Annotated in this window: 16 protein-coding genes; 10 read left to right on the forward strand and 6 right to left on the reverse strand. The window is 42.7% G+C overall.

Annotated elements, in window-relative coordinates; translation table 11 throughout:
- Window positions 1–6: 6 nt before the first annotated feature.
- The gene (locus tag D8991_RS05575; RefSeq protein ID WP_120489174.1) at window positions 7–987 is read right to left on the reverse strand and encodes a D-alanine--D-alanine ligase; all 981 of its coding nucleotides are present in this window, start codon (window positions 985–987) and stop codon (window positions 7–9) included.
- Between the two features lie 117 nt (window positions 988–1,104).
- On the opposite strand from D8991_RS05575, the gene D8991_RS05580 reads away from it, so the two are divergent.
- The 3 genes from D8991_RS05580 to D8991_RS05590 all read left to right on the forward strand — a co-directional run bounded on the left by D8991_RS05580 (window position 1,105) and on the right by D8991_RS05590 (window position 3,995).
- The gene (locus D8991_RS05580; protein ID WP_120489175.1) at window positions 1,105–2,184 is read left to right on the forward strand and encodes a PASTA domain-containing protein; all 1,080 of its coding nucleotides are present in this window, start codon (window positions 1,105–1,107) and stop codon (window positions 2,182–2,184) included.
- 191 nt (window positions 2,185–2,375) lie between these two features.
- Window positions 2,376–2,825: a PIN domain-containing protein gene (locus tag D8991_RS05585; protein WP_120489176.1), complete on the forward strand. Its 450-nt coding sequence runs from the start codon at window positions 2,376–2,378 to the stop codon at window positions 2,823–2,825.
- Window positions 2,826–2,927: 102 nt separating this feature from the next.
- The gene (locus tag D8991_RS05590) at window positions 2,928–3,995 is read left to right on the forward strand and encodes an RluA family pseudouridine synthase (RefSeq protein WP_120489177.1); all 1,068 of its coding nucleotides are present in this window, start codon (window positions 2,928–2,930) and stop codon (window positions 3,993–3,995) included.
- Window positions 3,996–4,253: 258 nt separating this feature from the next.
- On the opposite strand, the gene D8991_RS05595 is transcribed toward D8991_RS05590, so the two are convergent.
- Genes D8991_RS05595 through D8991_RS05605 form a run of 3 tightly spaced genes read right to left on the reverse strand, consistent with a single transcriptional unit; the run spans window position 4,254 to window position 7,039 of the window.
- Window positions 4,254–4,979, reverse strand: coding sequence for a tRNA1(Val) (adenine(37)-N6)-methyltransferase (locus D8991_RS05595; protein ID WP_120489178.1), 726 nt, complete (start codon window positions 4,977–4,979; stop codon window positions 4,254–4,256).
- A gap of 11 nt (window positions 4,980–4,990) precedes the next feature.
- Complete coding sequence (locus D8991_RS05600) at window positions 4,991–6,445, reverse strand: sensor histidine kinase (RefSeq protein WP_120489179.1); 1,455 nt, start codon at window positions 6,443–6,445, stop codon at window positions 4,991–4,993.
- Window positions 6,446–6,454: 9 nt separating this feature from the next.
- Window positions 6,455–7,039 (reverse strand): riboflavin synthase, encoded by a 585-nt coding sequence (locus D8991_RS05605; protein ID WP_120489180.1) that lies wholly within the window; start codon window positions 7,037–7,039, stop codon window positions 6,455–6,457.
- 251 nt (window positions 7,040–7,290) lie between these two features.
- On the opposite strand from D8991_RS05605, the gene pdxA reads away from it, so the two are divergent.
- From pdxA to upp, 7 genes are all read left to right on the forward strand, one after another.
- Window positions 7,291–8,367, forward strand: coding sequence for a 4-hydroxythreonine-4-phosphate dehydrogenase PdxA (gene pdxA / locus D8991_RS05610; RefSeq protein WP_120489181.1), 1,077 nt, complete (start codon window positions 7,291–7,293; stop codon window positions 8,365–8,367).
- A gap of 133 nt (window positions 8,368–8,500) precedes the next feature.
- Window positions 8,501–8,863 carry a hypothetical protein gene (locus D8991_RS05615; protein WP_162926734.1) on the forward strand — a complete coding sequence of 121 codons (363 nt, stop codon included), beginning with the start codon at window positions 8,501–8,503 and terminating at the stop codon, window positions 8,861–8,863.
- Between the two features lie 132 nt (window positions 8,864–8,995).
- Window positions 8,996–10,291 (forward strand): T9SS type A sorting domain-containing protein, encoded by a 1,296-nt coding sequence (locus D8991_RS05620; RefSeq protein WP_162926735.1) that lies wholly within the window; start codon window positions 8,996–8,998, stop codon window positions 10,289–10,291.
- A gap of 3 nt (window positions 10,292–10,294) precedes the next feature.
- The gene (locus tag D8991_RS05625; protein WP_120489184.1) at window positions 10,295–11,443 is read left to right on the forward strand and encodes a T9SS type A sorting domain-containing protein; all 1,149 of its coding nucleotides are present in this window, start codon (window positions 10,295–10,297) and stop codon (window positions 11,441–11,443) included.
- A gap of 198 nt (window positions 11,444–11,641) precedes the next feature.
- Window positions 11,642–12,589, forward strand: coding sequence for a methionyl-tRNA formyltransferase (gene fmt, locus D8991_RS05630; protein ID WP_120489185.1), 948 nt, complete (start codon window positions 11,642–11,644; stop codon window positions 12,587–12,589).
- A gap of 107 nt (window positions 12,590–12,696) precedes the next feature.
- Window positions 12,697–14,007: a ribosome biogenesis GTPase Der gene (der, locus tag D8991_RS05635; protein ID WP_120489186.1), complete on the forward strand. Its 1,311-nt coding sequence runs from the start codon at window positions 12,697–12,699 to the stop codon at window positions 14,005–14,007.
- A 78-nt stretch (window positions 14,008–14,085) separates the two neighbouring features.
- Window positions 14,086–14,736, forward strand: a complete 651-nt coding sequence (gene upp, locus D8991_RS05640) for a uracil phosphoribosyltransferase (protein ID WP_120489187.1) — start codon at window positions 14,086–14,088, stop codon at window positions 14,734–14,736.
- 42 nt (window positions 14,737–14,778) lie between these two features.
- On the opposite strand, the gene D8991_RS05645 is transcribed toward upp, so the two are convergent.
- Window positions 14,779–16,281, reverse strand: coding sequence for a GH3 auxin-responsive promoter family protein (locus D8991_RS05645; protein WP_120489188.1), 1,503 nt, complete (start codon window positions 16,279–16,281; stop codon window positions 14,779–14,781).
- A gap of 208 nt (window positions 16,282–16,489) precedes the next feature.
- Complete coding sequence (locus D8991_RS05650) at window positions 16,490–20,182, reverse strand: phosphoribosylformylglycinamidine synthase (RefSeq protein ID WP_120489189.1); 3,693 nt, start codon at window positions 20,180–20,182, stop codon at window positions 16,490–16,492.
- Window positions 20,183–20,202: the final 20 nt, after the last annotated feature.

A 20,202-nucleotide genomic window follows, 5' to 3' on the forward strand; every position in this document is an offset into this window, starting at 1 on the left:
GTTTTTTTATTTGTTGAGTGCTTTTTCTACTTCGTTTCCACAGAGGTCGGTGATGGACATACCATAATGCCTTGCCTGCTGTGGGAGAATGCTCGCTGGAGAAAAGCCAGGATTGGTATTCATCTCCAAAAGATAAGGTGTCCCGTTCATAATGATGTATTCACTACGAGAGAAGCCCGACATTCCTAAGGACTCATAAGCCCTTTTAGCGATATCCTCTACCTTCTGGCGAGTCTCATCATCCAAGCGAGCTGGGGTAATCTCTTCAGAAGCACCTTCGTATTTGGCTTCGTAATCAAAAAACTCATTTTTAGGGACAATTTCGGTAATGCCCAATACTGTGGTTTTACCTTTATAGTCTATCACACCTACGGAAACCTCCGTTCCATCGAGGAAACTCTCAATGAGCACCTCATCATCTTCTGCAAAGGCGAAGTCAAGGGCTTTATCAAAGTCTGAAATATCTTTCACTTTTGATATCCCAAGCGATGAACCACTCTGGTTGGGCTTCACAAAAAGTGGAAGACTGAGCTCGGAGATTATTTTTTCAGCATCTACCTTCTCCCCTTTTCTGATGTATATGCTCTTTGCTGAGGGTATTCCGTATTTAGAAAGTACAGCAAGGGTATCTTTTTTATTAAAGGTAAGAGCGCTCTGGTAAAAATTGCAACCCGTATATCTCTGCCCAATGGTATCCCAATAGGCTTGAAGCTCACCATTCTCACCAGGTTTCCCGTGTATGGTATTAAAGCAGACATCAAATTTGAGGATTTTCTCTCCTCTGCTCACGCTAAAATCTGCTTTATTAATAGGTAATTTACTACCATCATCATCAAGGAAATACCATTCATCTTTCAAGATAACTACTTTAAAGACATTGTAGAGATTTCTATCAAGAGATTCAAAGATAAGCTCGCCACTTCTTAGCGAGACTTTATACTCATCGGAATAGCCGCCCATCACTACGGCAACATTTTTTTTAGCCATTTCTATTAAGGTTTAAGGCAAAGTTAATGAAATAATAAATAACTAAGCGATGAACTTCATTTTCATCAAAAGCGAAAAACATTTTCTATATTTGCCCTCATTATAATTGAGAAGAATATGCTGAAATCATTTTTCAATTGGAAGGTATTGCTAAACATCGTTATTGCAATGGTAGTTTTCATCGGACTTATATTCTTTACTTTCCGTTGGCTCGAGCATCATACCAACCACGGACAGGAAATCCCAGTACCCAACATTATCAATATGCAGATTACAGATGCAATTAAAACATTGGAAGATGCTGGGCTACAATATAAGGTAGATAGCGGTGAGTTTCAGCCACAGTATAAACCTCTACAAGTACTCCAAATATGGCCTGCACCAGGCTCTCGTGTGAAAAGCAATAGAGAGATTGAAATAAGAATCAACCCAAAAACTTGGGCAAAAGTTACCATACCTGATATTTTAGACAGATACAAAGGGCTTGCCTTTCGCCAATTGGAACAGGTAGGACTAAAAATAGGAGATACCATTTATGAACCCAGCATACAAAGAGATGCCGTTATCCGTATGCAGCTCGATGGTAAAGTATTAAAACCTGGCGACCAAGTAGCGAGATTTACACCAATAGATTTAGTCATCGGTACAGGTCCTAAAAGGAATGTGCCTATCCCTAACCTTATTGGCTTAACCGTAGAAGAAGCAGAAATGATTATCGGCAGACACCTCTTTGAAATAGGGCTGGTAGAATACGAGGATGGAAAAGGTGATAAAACAGATATCATCTACTTCCAAGACCCAGCAGGAGGCGCTCTCCGTGACCAGGGAATGCAAATAGACCTCTGGGCAAGCAAGAAAGTACCAAGTGAAATGGGAGATAAAATATCTCAACTAAACAGTATATACAGGACGAGGGTAGAAAACATCCCATCAGATGATGGTTATTATATTAACGACAATGCTTTCGGCACGGAACATCTCAGCTCACCTAAGCCCATAGACAGTCCGAAGATAAAACCTCAGCCTGAAAAACCAAAAGCTGAAACTCCTAAACCTAAAAAAGAGGACAACCCTCAGCCGAAAAAAGAAAATAAACCCGAAACCTCCAAACCAAAGGATAATCAACCAAAAAAAACAGAGGAAAAACCTAAACCAAAAGACGAAAAACCTAAGGTAAAAAAGGTAGTTGTAGAGTAAAAAACAAAGATTCTGGCATCAATATCTAAGCATCTAAAAAAATAGAAAAGATATGACGATAAAAGATAAAAAAATACTAAGAAAAAAAAGACTAACGATAAAGCAAAAGCAACGAGAAATACAAAAAATATCTCAATCCATTAATGCTGGAATGTCTAAAAGATATTTATTTGATATGCTTTTAAAAGCGTATGATACTAATAGCAGATAGCAATATAATTGTAAGCGCTCTAATATCACCAAAAGGGAAAATAGCGAAAATCTTAAAAGATAAAAGTAATATTCAGTTTATTGCTCCTGATTATATGTTTATGGAGATTGAAGCCCATTGGGATAAAATAAAAAAGCTCTCACCTTTATCTAATAAAGATTTGAAAAAAGAATTAAGCTTTTATAAAGAGAAAATAAAACAATATCAAGTAATAAATATCCCCAAAGAAACCATTCTAAAAGCATATAGATTGGTTCTTGATATAGACCAAGACGACACCTTTTTTATTGCATTGCATCTGCATCTGGGATATAAAATCTGGTCTGGAGATAAGATTTTAAAAGAAGGACTAAAACAAAAAGGATTCTCTCATTTCTTTATTGAAATAGAAGATATAAAACAAAGGCTTTATCTAAAAGGTAAAGCCTAAAAACAAACAAAAATTCAATCTCCCATAGATTTCAATAAAGAAGAACAGCTAAATTTCTACAAAATTGATGAAGTCTGCGGGAGAATCTATTTAATAATACCTATGGAACACCCAAACGAAGACCTATTTGAAGAGGGTTTTAGCACCGACGATACCTCATCAGACGATGAGAACTCAGGGCTTTTCGAGCACCTCAATATTACGGTGGACAAGAAGCAAGAGCCCCTTCGTATAGATAAATTCCTCCTCATCTACAGGCAAAACTCCTCACGAAATAAAATCTCACAAACCTGCCGAGCAGGGAATGTCCTCGTAAATGGGCAACCCGTAAAGCAGAATTACAGAGTAAAACCAGGCGATGAAATCTCAGTACTGCTGGCTCACCCTCCGCGGGAGAATGTCATCATCCCTCAAAATATCCCCATCAATATCGTCTATGAAGATGATGATGTTTTAGTAATAGACAAAGAAGCGGGGATGGTAGTACACCCAGGCTTTGGGAACTGGGACGGCACGCTCGTAAATGCCGTAGCCTACCACTTTGAGCAGAATGGGCTGAAGACCGACTTAGACCGCATCGGGCTGGTGCATCGTATCGATAAAGATACATCGGGACTGCTCGTCATCGCCAAGAATGAATATGCCCTCTCCCACCTCGCCAAGCAGTTCTTCGACAGGAAGACCAAGCGCCTCTACTGGGCATTCGTCTGGGGAAATCTAGAGAATGACCAAGGCACCATCCGCGGGAACATCGGCAGGCACCTGAAAAACCGTATGCAAATGGCAGTCTACGAAGACGGCAGCCACGGCAAGCACGCCGTAACCCACTACAAAGTCCTCGAACGCTTTCGGTATATGACCTGGGTGGAGTGCAAACTAGAAACGGGGCGCACCCACCAAATCAGAGCACACTTCAGGCACATCGGGCATACCCTCTTCAATGACGAGCGATACGAAGGCAATGTCATTCTGCGCGGCATCAACCTCCCGAAGTACAAACAGTTTGTACAAAATGTTTTTGAGATCCTCCCAAGGCACGCCCTCCACGCGCATACTCTCGGCTTCATCCACCCCACTACGAAAGAGGAAATGTATTTTGAAAGCCCTATGCCCCACGATATGCAGTCCGCCATCGATAAATGGAGAAACTATCTCTCCGCTCAGCAATAGGTTTTCAGCGGTAGGCTTTAAGCCCTAAGCAGTAGGCTTTTTATATGCTGAGAGTGCCTCATTTTATAGCGAAAGTCCATCAGCATAATAGTTAAGAGAAGGATTTTTCAGGAAACCCACTAGCGTGGGGAGCACAGTTTCCAGCTGAGGGACTTACTCACTAGCATGGGGAGCACTTAAAAACAATTGCCTGCCACGCTGTGGCTAAGTGCCCCTCGTGCTAACGAGTGCTCTCCACGCGAGTGGATGCCTCACCGGCTACGGTCTAATTGCCTGCCACGCTGTGGCTAAGTGCTCCCCACGCAGTGGGTGGAAGTTTTGGGTGAGGGAGAGGTATTGCGGGGAGTATTGTCGGGGAGAGGATTCTATTGTAAAGTTGGTGGATTGAGTGGGGAGGTTGAGTTTGGAGAGCTCGAGGAGGTTTCGCTTGAGGGTGCCACCTTGAATCCCGTAGATATTAACGATTTGTTTCAGGAAAAAACCTTGCTGGAGGGCGGTATCTATAAAACCTTCTGCCTCTGTGGAGGGGATGATGACGATAAGGGCGCCTTCGGGAGAGAGGAGTGAGGAGGATTTGGAGATGAGGGTAGGGAAATCAAGCTCGAGTTTTTGTCTGGCGAGTATATCTTTTTGTGAGGCGTTGGTCTCGAAATAGGGTGGATTGGAGACGATATAATCAAAGGGATAGGGAGGGTTTAGGGCTTTAAAATCGATATTCAATACGCCAAGCCTGTCGTTAAAGGGCGAGTTTTGGAAATTGGTTTGAGCGAGCTGGGCAGCATTGGGGTCTATATCTATGGCTGTGATGAGGCTTTTGGGGAACCTTTGGGCAAGCATCAGGGAGATGAGCCCCGTGCCTGTGCCTACTTCTAAAACCCGACCAGAGACATTTGCCATAGCACCGAGGAGCACGCCATCGGTACCCACTCGGAAGACTTGTTTGGACTGCTGAATCTCAAACTGCTGAAATCTGAAAGGCTTCATAGGGAGGAAAATTAAACGCTTGCTGGGAGGGTGATGATGAAACTCGTCCCCACCCCGATTTCGGATCGGAGGGAGATCTCGCCTTGGTAGTCGGTGACCATTTTTTTGACCATACTTAGCCCCAGACCTTTCCCAGAGCTTTTGGAGGTAAAGTTCGGCTCAAAGATTCGCTCGTACATATCCTCTGCTATACCGATACCATTGTCCTGCACAGAGATTTTCACCTTTCGGTTAATCTGCTCTATCTTGATATGAATGCGGAGGGCTCTGTCGTCCGACTTCGCTTGTTTGGCATTGGTAATAAGGTTCACGATAATCCTGTTCAGGTATATCTTATCCATATTGATAAGGATATCGCTACGGTTGGAGGAGATTTTAATATCATCTTCGTGGAAAATCTGCACGATATTCATCACCTCATCTTTTAGGTTGAAGACTTCATTATTCTTCTCTGGCAAGGTTTCAAACTGAGAGAAGGCATCTGCTACGGCGGTGATCAGGTCTATCTGTGAGACGAGCGTAGTGCAGAGGTTCTTTACTCTGTCATAAATCTTCGGGTCTTCGGGATTAAACTTTCGCTCAAAATTCTGAATGCTGAGCTTCATTGGGGTGAGGGGGTTTTTCACCTCGTGGGCTACCTGCTTTGCCATTTCTCGCCACGCACCTTCCTTCGCGGTGTGGGAGAGCCTGTCTTTCTGATACTGTATCTGCAAAAGCATCTTGTTGTATGAATTAACGAGGGAGCTTAGCTCATCATTAGGATAATAGCGTATGGGGTTCATATTCTCACCAAAGAGGGTAATCTTGGCAATCATATCCGAGAACTTCCTTATGGTCTGCGATACATTATTAGAAATAACCCAGCTCACCGCTATACTGATGAGGATAACGATAAAGTTGAGAAAGATGATATATTTGGTATACCGCTCCAAAACACTGAGATAAACCGAATCTGAATGATAATACGGTAGATAAACGATGGCAACGGGTTTCAGCACATTATTTTTTAGGAGGATGTAGGAGGAGAAAAGATTGGCTTCAAGCGCCTCATCATAAGACTGCTCATCTACTCTGTATTGATTTTGGAGCAGCCGATGAATAATCTTCTGATCTACCTTCTTCTGTGGTACTAAATCTTTCTCCTTATTTGAGAGGAGGTAATTGCCCTGCAAGTCGTAGATAATAAGGTCGTGTTTATTGATATCTGCTATCTCATAGATGGCATTTTCCAGAACTTTGGGCAAGTCTCGGGTATCCACTTCGGAGTGGCTGATGGAGTAATCTAATGCTGCCATCATTGCATCTGCCTTATTCTGCTGGTCGGTCTGGCTAAGCTGAATAGAATTATTCCTTAATATATAATAAGAAATAAGAGTAGTCCCCGCCATACTGAGAAAGCAGATAAAGATAAAGCCCCAGAAGACTTTATTTCTCAAGCTCAGGTTTAGGCCTTTGTAGGTATACATAAAGAGAGGTTATTTATTGATTAGTTTAGCGACATACTTCCCGATGATGTCAAACTCCAAATTGACGCTATCACCGATTTTCAAAAGATGAAGATTGGTATGCTCCCAAGTGTAAGGGATAAGCGCTACCGAGAAAGAATGGCTCCCACTCTGCGCTACGGTGAGGCTAACGCCATTCACAGTAATAGAACCTTGGGCTACGGTGGTGTATTCCCTACTCTCATCATAGCTGATGCTAACGAAATAGCTGCCGTCTTTATTCTCTATCCCTGCCACTACTCCTGTGCGGTCTATATGCCCCTGCACGATATGCCCGTCTAGCCTGCCTCCCATCTGCATACACCTTTCTAGATTGATGAGGCTCCCTACCTGCCAGCTTCCAAGATTGGTTTTCTCAAGGGTTTCATCTATGGCATTTACGGTATATCTATCGCCTGCGATATCTACTATGGTGAGGCAGCAGCCATTATGTGCCACGCTTTGGTCTATTTTCAATTCACTCGTAAAAGGGCTACTGAGCACAAAGTTGATATTCGTACCTTTTTTCTCTATCTGCTCTACCCTTCCCATCGCTTCTATAATTCCTGTAAACATATTTTTAGCATTAAATTAATCTACCGAGAGCGGTCTCTATACTCTCTTTCTCAATTTTGAGATTACAAATATAACAAAACCTACTTGGCTATTGGCAGTATCCACTCGCGTAGGAATACTTATTAGTATGAAGAGCACCTTAACAGGCGTAATGATTAGAGATTAGTATTCCAAAGCACCTACAGCTTAGAGCCTACTGCAAAATTCCCTATCTTTGTGCGGTTTTATTTTTAAATTTAACGATATCAAAAATGTCTAAAACACAAAAAATAAGAGTAGGAATTTCTATTGGCGACTTTAATGGCATAGGTCCAGAAGTGATAATGAAATGCCTAAAAGATAAAAGTATTACAGAATTTTTCACTCCTGTTATTTTCGGTTCTGGGAAGCTCTTTACCTCTCAAAAAAATATCTTTAAGATTAATATTAATTTCAATTACATCTTAAAAGCCAATCAGGCACAAGACGGGAAGCTCAATATGGTCAACCTATGGAAAGATGAGGTAAGCGTACAGCTGGGTACTCCTACGGAGGAATCCACAAAGATGGCAATAGACTCCCTCGAAGCAGCTACGGAAGCATTGAAACAAGGTGAAATAGATGTACTGGTAACCGCACCAATTAATAAAGATGAAATGATAAAATACGGCTTCAAGCACGCGGGGCATACGGGATTCCTCGAAGAAAAACTCGGAGCAAAAGGACTGATGTTCTTGGTAACCGACTCACTAAAAGTAGCCGTATCTACCCACCATATCCCCATTACGGAAGTAGCACAAAACATCTCCAAAGAGAAAATTGTAGAGCAGGTAAGACTTCTCAACAAAACAATGATAGAAGATTTCTGCATTCAGAAACCTAAAATCGCCATACTGGGGCTAAACCCACATGCTGGCGATGGTGGAGCAATAGGCAAAGAGGAGATAGACATCATTAACCCTGCTATAAAACAGCTTTGGAATGAGGGAATTCTCGCCTTTGGAGCTTTCCCTGCCGACAGTTTCTTCCAGCCAGAGAAATATCAAAAATTTGATGCCGTACTCGCAATGTATCACGATCAAGGACTGGCACCTTTCAAAACCCTCGCCTATGAGGAAGGAGTGAACTATACAGCTGGACTTCCATTTGTACGCACCTCGCCCGACCACGGCACGGCATACGACATCGCAGGGCAAAACAAAGCTGATGAACACAGCTTTATGGAAGCCATATTTACCGCAATAAAGATTTATAAAAACAGAATGGAATATCAGGAATTGATAGCTAACCAATTAAAAAAATCCAACATAAAAGATAATGGCGTAGATGAAGACCTGCCAGAAGCATAAAAGAATGAGAGAGAAAGCAGCCTCTCTCTTTTCTTTTTTTAAGGTAATTTAGACATCATCTATTTTATTCAGTCATTCTATAAAGGTGATTTTTATCATTAGCTCCCACTTCATTTCTTATTATACTTGCAGGGTGAAAACATTGGTCACATTTACTTTCTCTATCATCATACTGCTTGTGAGTACTCCAAGTGGTTTTCTTATGGTAGATTACCATTGCAACAAGAACTTCTACGAGACTCATTGTATCAACAAGAAAACACCAAAGTCTGACTGCCACGGGAAATGTGAGCTGAGGAAAAATTCAAAAAACAAGGAGCTAAGTACCAATTCCACCATTTCATTTCCAGAATTTAATATCATCTCCCCAGAATATATTTCATTATCCATACAAAGGGAAATCCCTCTGGGAGATAAAAAGATTGCAGACACTCAAGAACACAATTCTATCACTTCTCTATTTTATGATATCCCCTACCCTCCTCCTGAGGTTTAGGCTTTTTCTATTTAATGCTGGCTGAAATTCTTCTCAGCCACAGACTTCATTATATTATTATATCATTTAAATTTATCATTAACTTCAATGGTAAGCAAAGCGCATATATTACCATTGGTAAAACGACTTATTATGAACAAAGTATTTTTATTATTCAGTATATTATTATCGTCTTTGTATTTCTCTCAAGGAGGCGATGTACCTGCATCTGAAAGAGCAGAATTAGAGAGAATCTATAACGAAAACAACGGAGAGAAATGGCCAAAAAAAGAAAAATGGAACTCCGTATCCCCAGTGGAAGAATGGGAAGGCATCAGTGTGATAACAAATGAGAAAGGAGAAAAACATATAGAAACCATTAACCTGACCTCAAATCAGCTTACAGGAGTCTTTAGCCTTGCCAACCTCCCAGAACTGAAGAAAATCTTCCTCTCATCTAACCAAATATCTGGGATTAGCTTGGATAAAACATTGGAAAAGCTGTCTTACCTGATGATAGACGACAATAATTTGGAAGAATTACACCTTGAAAACTTCGAGCTATTGGAGCAGATTAATGTATACAGCAACGCTAATCTGGCTACGCTTTCTCTCAATAACCTCCCTAAGCTAAAAAACATACAGGCGTACTCTTGTAAATTAAACAATGTATCGCTGAGCAGCCTCGGGGCTTTGGAAACCTTAAGCCTGCATGGCAACCAGATCAGCGCTATTGACCTCAGCCCTTTCACTACGCTTACCCATTTATATTTAGCAAAAAATACATTCACTACACTTAATATTAGAGGTCTTTCCCAACTAAAATTTTTAGACATACAGGAGAATCTAAAGCTTACAACATTAGAAACTGGCGAGCATCCTGAGCTCATTAACTTCTACGCAAGCAAGTCTAATGAGCTCAAAGGTTATATAGACCTCGGCAAATCTGCAAAGCTGAAAATCTTCCACGCTTTGCATACGAAGGTGGAAGCAGTAAACCTGAAAAATGGGAATAATAAATGGATGGCGAGCAAAAACAGCGTACTCATCAGTGATAAGGTAAAATGTATCGCCGTAGATGACCCCAAAGCTGCAAGAAACCCTTCCACGCCGAGAAATAATCCTTACAAATCCAAAAACTGGGATATAATCTGGGCTACTGGATACACCCGAGAAAACGGCTTCCAAGATGATTGTACAAATGCCCTCAGCGCAGATGAAGTAGGCATACAAAAGAACAGCTTCAAGGTTGTGAGCCCAGTAAAAGAAACCCTCTGGGTACAAGGTGTAGATGGACTAAAAACCATAGAAATCTACGCTGCCAACGGCCAGCTGGTAAAAACCCTCTCTGGCAATAGAGCTGATGTATCCTCCCTCACCAAAGGGCTTTACTTCATCAAAATATTTACAGATAAAGGTGTATTAACTTCTAAAATCATCAAAGAATAAGCTATGAACAAGTTATTTTTTATCCTCAGCCTCGTTTTCTGTCTATCGCTAAGCGCGCAAGATGTCCCCGAAAATGAAAGAAACATACTCATCAGCTTCTACAACCAAACCAATGGCAATGATTGGGCAGACCATACCAACTGGGCTACTAACGAGCCCGTAGAGACCTGGCACGGCATCACAGTAGAAGAGATAGAGGGCAAAAAGCACATTACCAAAGTGCATTTGCCTGCCAATAACCTCACGGGAGAGCTCGCTTTCGGAGACCTCCCCCATCTGAAAATCCTCCACCTGAGAAAAAATAAGCTCACCAAAGTAGCCATCAATAACTTTCCAAAATTGGAAATACTGCAGATAGACTATAATGCAACGCTTACAGAAGCTACATTCAATGGCTTGCCAGAGCTCTTGGAGCTATCGCTCAACGAGGACAGGCTCACCCAAATCAGCGTTCATCCAATGGAGTTCCCAAAAATACAGGAGCTCCACCTAAGGGGCAATCATTTCAAGGAAGCTTTCTTTGAGAACCTCAAATACCTCAAATGGCTGTTCATCAACAAATGCCCATACCTCGAAAGCCTCAGCATAAGCAACCTCCCCGCTCTGGAGCGCCTCTATGTCAATCAGGACTTCAAGCTCGCAGGCTATTTAGACCTCAGCTCTTTCAGCAAGCTCAAAGCATTTATCGCGGCCTACACTTCCCTCTCGGTAGTGAATCTCAAAAACGGGAATAATATCAATGCCGAGACCTATGAAGATGCAATAAGCATCTATCACGACAGCAAGAACCTCGTAAAATGCGTAGCCGTAGACAACCCCGATGCGGCAATGAAAAACGAGCTGCCATACAAAAACTGGAAGATAAGATGGGTAGACCTAAAACCAAACTACCGCGCCGATTGCTCCGACTATATGGCGTCCGATGAAGTGAAGACCAAAGGCAGCCTCAAAATCTCCAACCCGGTAAAAGACACCCTCTGGATACAAGGCGTAGACGGACTAAAATCCATCGAAATCTACTCCTCTACGGGGCAATTAGTCAAAACCATTCTCGGCAACCAAGGCGATGTATCCTCCCTTCCAAAAGGGGTTTATTTCCTCAAAATAAACACCCCATCCGAGAGCCTCACAGCAAAAATCATCAAACAATAATGAGCTGATGGCCTCTGGCTAATGGCTTTTAGCCTAAAAATCCCTCTCTCAGCAGAGGGATTTTTTCTTTTATCTATCCATTTTTACTTTTTAGATACCTCGCACCATATGCCTGTAGCATAATAAATCACCCATCACTTAAAGCCTACTTTATTGCTTGCAGCTTTTATTATCTTTGCACCTGAAAATTTTATTAGAATGAGTGCATTGAGAGTTGTATTTTTTGGAACGCCAGACTTTGCAGCGGAATCGCTGAGGGCAATACACCAGTCGGCACACGAAGTAGTGGGCGTGGTAACGGTAGCAGATAAGGCAAGCGGACGCGGACAGAAAGTGAACCAATCCCCAGTAAAGAGATTTGCGGTGGAGCATCATCTGCCCCTATTTCAGCCCGAAAAACTTAGAGACAATGAGTTTTTGGAGAGTATCAGAGCGCTGAATGCCGATATTTTTGTGGTGGTAGCCTTCCGAATGATGCCTAAAATCCTCTGGGAGATGCCAAAGCTCGGTACTTTTAACCTCCACGCGTCATTATTGCCGGATTACAGGGGTGCGGCACCTATTAATTATGCCATTATCAATGGGGAAAGTGAGACGGGGGTAACGACTTTTTTCATCAACGAGAAGATAGACGAGGGGAATCTATTGCTCCAAGCAAAAACAGCGATTGGGGACGATGAAAATGCGGGGAGCTTGCACGACAGGCTGATGGAAATCGGGAGCAAGCTGGTAGTAGAAACCCTTGATAGGCTCTCTGAGGGGTGCATCACTGAGCGACCTCAGCCGCAGGTGGAGCATCCGAAAAATGCCTTCAAGATATTTAAGGAAGATACGAGAATCTGCTGGCAGCAGCCCTCTCAAGCGGTTCACAACTTTATACGAGGGATGTCTCCCTACCCTTGCGCCTTTACGACGCTTTCTATAAATGGCGAGAGCAAGGGGCTTAAAATATTCTCTGGGAAGTATGAGCTCCTCCCTCACAAGCGCGAGGCAGGAAAAATAGAGCTGAGCAAAAGCGAGCTCAGGATTTTTACTCAGGACGGCATTTATAGCCCAGAGGAAGTGCAGCTCGAGGGGAAGAAAAGGATGAGCATAAAGGATTTTCTCAATGGTTTCCAGTCATTGGAGGGCATCCAGCTCGGCTAAATATTAAACACTATCTTTGCGAAAATTTTTGGGCTCGGAGAGACCGAGTAACTCATTAATCGCCATAGAGAGGAGGGTTCTTCTCTGGCACATTAAACAAAATTTTTATGTCTAATATCGTTGCAATCGTTGGCCGACCGAATGTAGGTAAGTCAACTCTTTTTAACAGGCTTCTCGAGAGACGGGAAGCCATTGTAGATTCCACAGCGGGCGTTACTCGCGACAGGCACTATGGGAAATCCGAATGGTGTGGAGTAGAATTTACCGTGATAGATACTGGCGGCTATGATGTAGGCTCGGATGATATCTTCGAAGAGGAAATCCGCAAACAAGTGCAGCTCGCCATAGATGAGGCAACCTCCGTTATCTTTATGCTCAATGTAGAGGAAGGGCTCACGGATACCGACCACGAGATATATCACCTCCTGAGAAAAGCAAACAAGAAAGTCTATATCGTAGTAAATAAAGTAGACTCGAGCAAGGAAGAGCTCCCCGCTACCGAGTTTTATCAATTAGGGATAGACGGCTACTATACCATCTCCTCCGCTACGGGTTCTGGTACTGGCGACCTCCTCGATGATATTATAAAGGACTTCCCCACTAAGGAATACAAAGACCCCTTTGAAGGGCTGCCGAAAATAACCATTGCGGGGCGACCGAATGTAGGGAAATCTACCCTTACCAATGCCTTACTCGATAATGAGAGGAATATCGTAACCCATATTGCGGGGACTACTCGCGACAGCATCCAAAGCCTGTACAACAAATTCGGGCACGAGTTTGTGCTGGTAGATACAGCGGGGATGCGAAAGAAAAACCGAGTATCCGAAGATTTGGAATTCTACTCCGTAATGCGCTCCGTGCGTGCCATAGAAAACTCGGATGTAGTCATCATTATGGTAGATGCTTCTCTCGGGTGGGAATCTCAGGATATGAATATTTTCAGCATTGCACAGCGCAACCGAAAAGGCATTGTAATCCTCGTCAATAAATGGGATTTGGTAGAAGACAAAAAAGCAAATACGATGAAGGAATTCGAGGCTGGTATAAGGCATAAAATCGGTCAGTTCTCCGATGTACCTATCCTCTTCATCTCTGCACTTACCAAGCAAAGAATTCTGAAAGCCGTAGATACCGCAATGGAAGTCTATGAAAACCGAAAGAAGAAAATAAAAACTTCAAAGCTCAACGAAATAATGCTCCCTATCTTTGAAAACACCCCTCCACCAGCCATAAAAGGGAAATACATCAAGATAAAGTATTGCGTACAGCTGCCTACTCCATCGCCACAGTTTGTGTTCTTCTGCAACCTTCCGCAGTACATAAAAGAGCCTTACAAACGCTTTACGGAAAACCAGCTCCGGAAAGAATTTGGCTTCACTGGCGTACCGATAGAAGTATATTTCAGACAAAAATAAGGGGGAGATTGCTCCCCTTTTTATTAATCAATTCCTGTCTTTGTCTGTAAGTTTCATACATTTGCTAAAAATTAATATATGACCACTATTTTATCCGAAAATTTCTCATTAGTAAACTCCTGGATTAATGAACTCCGAAATGTAGAGGTGCAACAAGACCGAATGAAATTCCGCAGAAACCTCGAAAGAATAGGTGAAATTGCAGCTTTTGAAATAAGCAAACACCTTGAGCAAAAGGAAATAGAAATCACAACTCCTCTCGACAAAATAAAAGTGAGAGAAATCGCTGTACAGCCCGTTATTACCACAATTTTGCGTGCTGGTGTACCACTCTTCCAAGGCGTGCTAAACTACTTTGATAAGGCAGACTGTGGTTTCGTAGCCGCTTACCGAAAACACGATGCCAACGACTACTTCTCCATAAAACAAGACTACCTCACCTGTCCAAATATAGAAGGGCGACCACTCATCGTAGCCGATCCAATGCTCGCAACAGGTGCCAGTCTTATAGAAGCATTGAAAGACCTGCTGACAAACGGCAAACCGTCTCAAATCCACATCGTAGCGGCAATTGCATCAAAAATAGGCGTTGAAACCGTACAAAAAGCCTATCCCGAAGCCCACATCTGGGTAGGTGCATTAGACGAAAACCTCACACCGAAAGGATACATCACCCCAGGACTGGGAGATGCGGGAGACCTTTCTTATGGAGAGAAGCTGCAGCGGTAATGTTATAACAAAGGAAAGGTGTGAAAATAATTCACACCTTTGTTATTTCAATACATAACTGGAAAGCTTATCGGCTATCTTTCTATCATTCGCAAGTCGTGGGATTTTGTTCTGACCGCCCAATTTGCCCTCTGCCTTTGCATAATCATTAAAAGCATTCTTTTTCAGTCGGGTAATTACCAGCGGTTGGAGCACGCTTCCTGAAATTAAGTCATCATAATAAGGATTTCGCTTGCGCATCTCCCTATCGAGCTGAGCCTTAAACGCATCTAAGCTCTCAGGTTCCTTTTCAAACTCAATGAACCACTCGTGATACGGAAGGCTACTCGCAGGATTGACCTGCGGAGCCAGATGAAACTCAGTAATTTGCGCAGGGAATGCCATTACAGTGGCTTTCAGCGCCTCCTCTGCCTCAAAAGCGATGATATGCTCCCCAAAAGCCGAAGTATAATGCTTTGTGCGCCCAGAAACAAGGATTTTATACGGCTCTTTTGAGATAAAACGCACCACATCTCCAATGGAATACGCCCATAGACCCGAATTGGTGGAGATGATAAGTGCATAATCTTTATCAAGCTCTATTTCTTCGATTGTGAGGCGCTTAGCATCGGGGTTTCCGTAGTCTTCAAGGGCAATAAACTCGTAAAAAATCCCGTGATTGGTGAGCAGGAGCAGTCCGTCCTTCGTATAATCATCTTGAAATGCGAAGAAACCTTCAGAAGCGGGGAAAGTTTGGATAATATCGACCTTTCCACCGAGGAGCTCCTCCATTTTTTCGCGATAAGGCTTGTAATTTACGCCTCCTGTAACGATGATTTGTAGGTTGGGGAAAAGTTCTTTTATTTTCTTTCCGTTCTTTGCGATAAGTTTCTCAAAATACATTATAAGCCAAGGGGGTATACCCGAAATGAGGGTCATATTTTCGGTTTCGGTCTCCTTCACAATTTGATCTACTTTGGTCTCCCAGTCTTCTATGCAGTTGGTTTCGTATTTTGGGAGCCTATTTTTTTGTAAGTATTTGGGAATATGGTGCGCCACGATGCCCGAAAGCCTTCCTGTTTTGATGCCACCGACTTCGCTCAGCTGCGGACTTCCTTGCAAAAAGATCATTTTGCCCGTGATGAAGTTTGCATCGCCTTTCTGCGCGATATAATGGAGTAGGGCGAGCCTTGCAGCGTTTATTTGGTCGTTAATTCCTTCTTTGGAGATGGGGATATACTTTGAGCCAGAGGTAGTTCCCGAAGTTTTTGCGAAATATTCAGGTACATCTGTCCAGAGAATGTTTCTGTCGCCGTGTTTTAGCTTTTTTATAAAGGGTGAAAGGGCTTCGTAATCGGTTATAGGCACTCGATTTTGGAAATCTTCCACAGAATGAATCTCACTAAAGCCATAGGCTCTGCCAAAGAGGGTTTTCTCGGCGTTTCTTACGAGTGAGAGCAGGAGTTTTTGCTGATCAGATGCAGCATTATGCTTAAAGTGCTCGGATTTTGCAACTTCTCTTTTGGCAAAAATGAGAGCGAGCTTCTTTTTTAGGAAATTAATCATAAGCAAAAATAAATAAAACCTGCATTATAGAAATGCAGGTTTAATAAAAATAAAGTATTATGAAGAATTATTTATTTGTCCGTTTTCTCCATTGAAACAAATACCGTGCAAGAAGAAATAAATTTTGTGTATTTTAACTAAACTTTAACAAAAATCAGGTTTCCCTTAGAAAAAAGAGAAACCTGAAATGATAAATTAAAACAATGTGCTACTGAAAATACTCCACACCGTTTTTGAAGATATTGTGATAGTTTGCGGTAGGGATATTTTTGAGCAATCCTTCCGCAAAACGCTCTGGATGCCCCATTCTACCGAAAATTTTACCGCTCTGGCTGGTAATTCCTTCTATTCCAAAGGCTGAATTATTAGGATTATATGGCATTCCGTGAGCTATATTGCCTTCAAAGTCGATGTATTGGGTAGCGATTTGACCATTTTTGTACAATTCCTCCAAAACTTCCGTACTTGCCATAAAACGACCTTCACCGTGGGAAATCGGAATGGTGTAAGTCTGCCCTTTCATCCCTTTAAGCCAAGGAGAATCGTCATTAACCACCTGTATATTTACCATTTGGGAGATATGCCTGCCGATAGCGTTGTGTGCAAGCGTAGGCGAGTGCTCATCCAAGTCTCTAATCTCTCCATAAGGCAATAAACCTGATTTTACAAGCGCTTGAAAGCCATTGCAAATCCCCAATATCATCCCGTCTCTCTCCAAAAGCTGATGCACAGCCTGCTTCATCTTGTCGTTTTTAAGAACATTTACAATGAATTTTGCGGAGCCGTCAGGCTCATCCCCCGCAGAGAATCCCCCTGAAAATACAAGGATTTGAGCATTATTAATTTCCCTCACCCAAGCCGCTATACTCTCTTCCAAAAGCTGATGATTGAGGTTTAATAATGGTAAAGACGAAACTTCTGCACCCTCTTTTCGGAAGGCATTTTGGGTTTCGTATTCACAATTGGTACCTGGGAAAACAGGAGCAAAAACCCTCGGTTTCGCGATATTATGCTTTTTAATGATGATATTTTTCTCGTTGATAGAATTGAGTTTTTTGTCAATATTAATCTCAATTTTCTCAGGCTCTACGGTTGGGAACAAGCCTTCAAAAGTAGAAGTGTACGCCTTTTTCAATTCTTCCAATGAGAAGCTTTGGGCATTAATGATGAGCTCTGGATTTTCACTTACTTTTCCGATAAGTGTGAGTAGCGAATTGCTTTCCAGCTCTTCAATGGATTCTATGAGTAATCCACCGATATTCTTTTTGAGGACGAGGTTTTCATCAAGGCTTACTTCTGCGCCGAGGTGGTTTCCGAAGCACATTTTAGAGAGTGCAACTGCCATACCTCCATCTTTAATGGTCTTAACAGAAACGATTTTCCCCGCTTTGATTTGCTTATAAACGAAATCAAATACCGCCTTTAAGTCTGCATAATTTGGTAAGCCATTTTCTGCATTTTCGTGGTGGAAATGATAGATATAATTACCCGCTTTCTTCAGCTCTGGGGAGATGATATTCTTCTTCTCACCATTGGCGCAGGCAAAGGAAATCAGCGTAGGCGGTACATTTAGGTTCTGGTAAGTCCCGCTCATTGAGTCTTTCCCTCCGATGGCTGCAAGCTCAAGATTCATCTGCGCATCATAAGCTCCAAGGAGAGATGCCAAAGGCTTGCCCCACTTCTCAGGAGCTTGCCCCAGCTTTTCAAAATATTCTTGGAAACTAAGACGGATATCCTTGTAATTCCCTCCCATTGCTACGATTTTCGCAACCGATTCTACCACTGCATTTGCTGCTCCCACGAGAGAATTTTGGGTAGAAATCTCGGCATCAAAGCCCCAAGAGGCAAGGGATACGGTTTCCACGCTTTTAGCTCCTAATACAGGCAAGGTTTGTACGCTTCCCTCCATTCCGGTGAGCTGGTACTTCCCTCCGAGGGGCATTGCCACCGTAGTAGCGCCCACTGAGGAGTCGAACATCTCTAATAGTCCTTTTTGAGAAGCTACATTCTTATCAGAAAGTATTTTTAAGAGGCTTTCTTTATTAAATTCCTTCGTAGGAAGAGAAACTTTATTAAGATGAGAAACTTCAACAGATTGTTTTTTAGGGTAGCCGTTGGAATTGAGAAAATCTCGACTTAAATCAACGATTTTATCGCCTTTCCAGAACATTTGCATCCTACCAGAATCGGTTACTTTGGCAACTTCCACCGCTTTAATATTTTCCCTCTCGCAGAGGTGGATGAACTTATCTCTATCCTTTGCATCTACCACCACAGCCATTCGCTCCTGAGATTCGGAGATGGCAAGCTCGGTACCGTTAAGCCCCTCATATTTAAGAGGAAGAATGTCAAGATTGATTTCTAATGAGTCAGCAATTTCACCAATGGCAACCGATACACCGCCCGCCCCAAAGTCATTAGACTTCTTGATGAGGGTCGTTACCTCAGGATTTCTAAACAGCCGTTGAATTTTTCTTTCTTCTACGGCATTGCCCTTTTGAACTTCGGTGGAGAGGCTGTGTATCGAGGTTTCATCCTGCTCTTTTGATGAACCAGTGGCACCGCCTACGCCATCGCGCCCCGTAGCTCCTCCAAGGAGAATGACCACATCGCCTGCCTGCGGTTGCTCACGCTTTACCCAAGATTTTGGTACGGCACCCACCACAAATCCTACTTCCATTCTCTTCGCCTTATAGCCTTCGTTATAGATTTCGCTGACCATCGTGGTTGCGAGACCAATTTGATTTCCGTAAGATGAGTAGCCATTCGCTGCTTGCTTGGTGATGGTTCTCTGCGGCAATTTTCCTTCAATGGTTGATGAAATAGGCTCTAAAACATCGGCAGCACCCGTAAGCCGCATTGCTTGGTAGACAAATGCTCGCCCAGAGAGCGGATCTCTGATAGCTCCACCAAGACAAGTTGATGCCCCACCGAAAGGCTCTATCTCAGTGGGGTGATTGTGGGTTTCATTCTTGAAGAGGAGATACCAAGGCTCTTTCTTGCCGTCGTACTCTGCTTCTATTTCTATGGTGCAGGCATTGATTTCGTCTGAAACTACGAGGTTTTGTAGCTTTCCCATTTTATGAAAATATCGTGCGCAGACGGTCGCCAAATCCATCAGTGAGATAGGTTTCGCCTCTCTTCCGAGAAATTTCCTCTTTTCTAAATAATCAGCGAAAATCTTCTCAAGTGTCTCTTTAAAATCTCCTTTAAAAACGATGTCCATAAGCTCGGTTTCAAAGGTCGTATGGCGACAATGGTCACTCCAATAGGTATCCAAAACCTTAAGTTCGGTTTCGGTGGGCTGTCTTTGTTCGGTTTTAAAATAGTTTTGAATAAACTGCAAATCATCAAAGCCAAAAGCAAAGCCGTGCTGATGGTAGAACGCTTGTAGCTCCTCCGTACTGAGCTCGGTAAAGCCCTCAAAGACTGCTATAGAGGAAGGTTTTTCCTGAGTGGGAATTTCCAAAACAGAGAGTTCCTTTTCTCGGCTTTCTACTTTATTGATGAGGAGATTTTTAATGCTCAAAAGCTCAGCACTGCTGATGCCCGCAAGTGAGATGAGCTTGCCGCTCCTTATGGTAACGCCCTCTACTCCTGTGAGAAGGGAGATACACTGCTGCGCGGAGTCTGCTCTTTGGTCGTACTGCCCAGGCAGAAATTCTGTAGCGAAATAAAGCCCCGTAGCGGGGTTAGTCGTATGTAAAATATCGGTAACAGGGTCAGCGAAAGTGCTCCCTGCTATCTTCTGAAAATCCACCTCGGGCAATCCAAAAACATCATAGACATTATAGACCTTTACGCCTTCTATGTGGGGGACTATGGCTTTTATTTCATTGAAAACTTTTGGACTTTCTACATCAAAAATCGGTTTTTTCTCTACGAAAATTCGTTTATTCATTTTTAATTTTTATTTAGCTT

The organism is Bergeyella cardium (assembly GCF_003614945.1).
In the GTDB taxonomy this organism is placed as follows: domain Bacteria; phylum Bacteroidota; class Bacteroidia; order Flavobacteriales; family Weeksellaceae; genus Bergeyella_A; species Bergeyella_A cardium.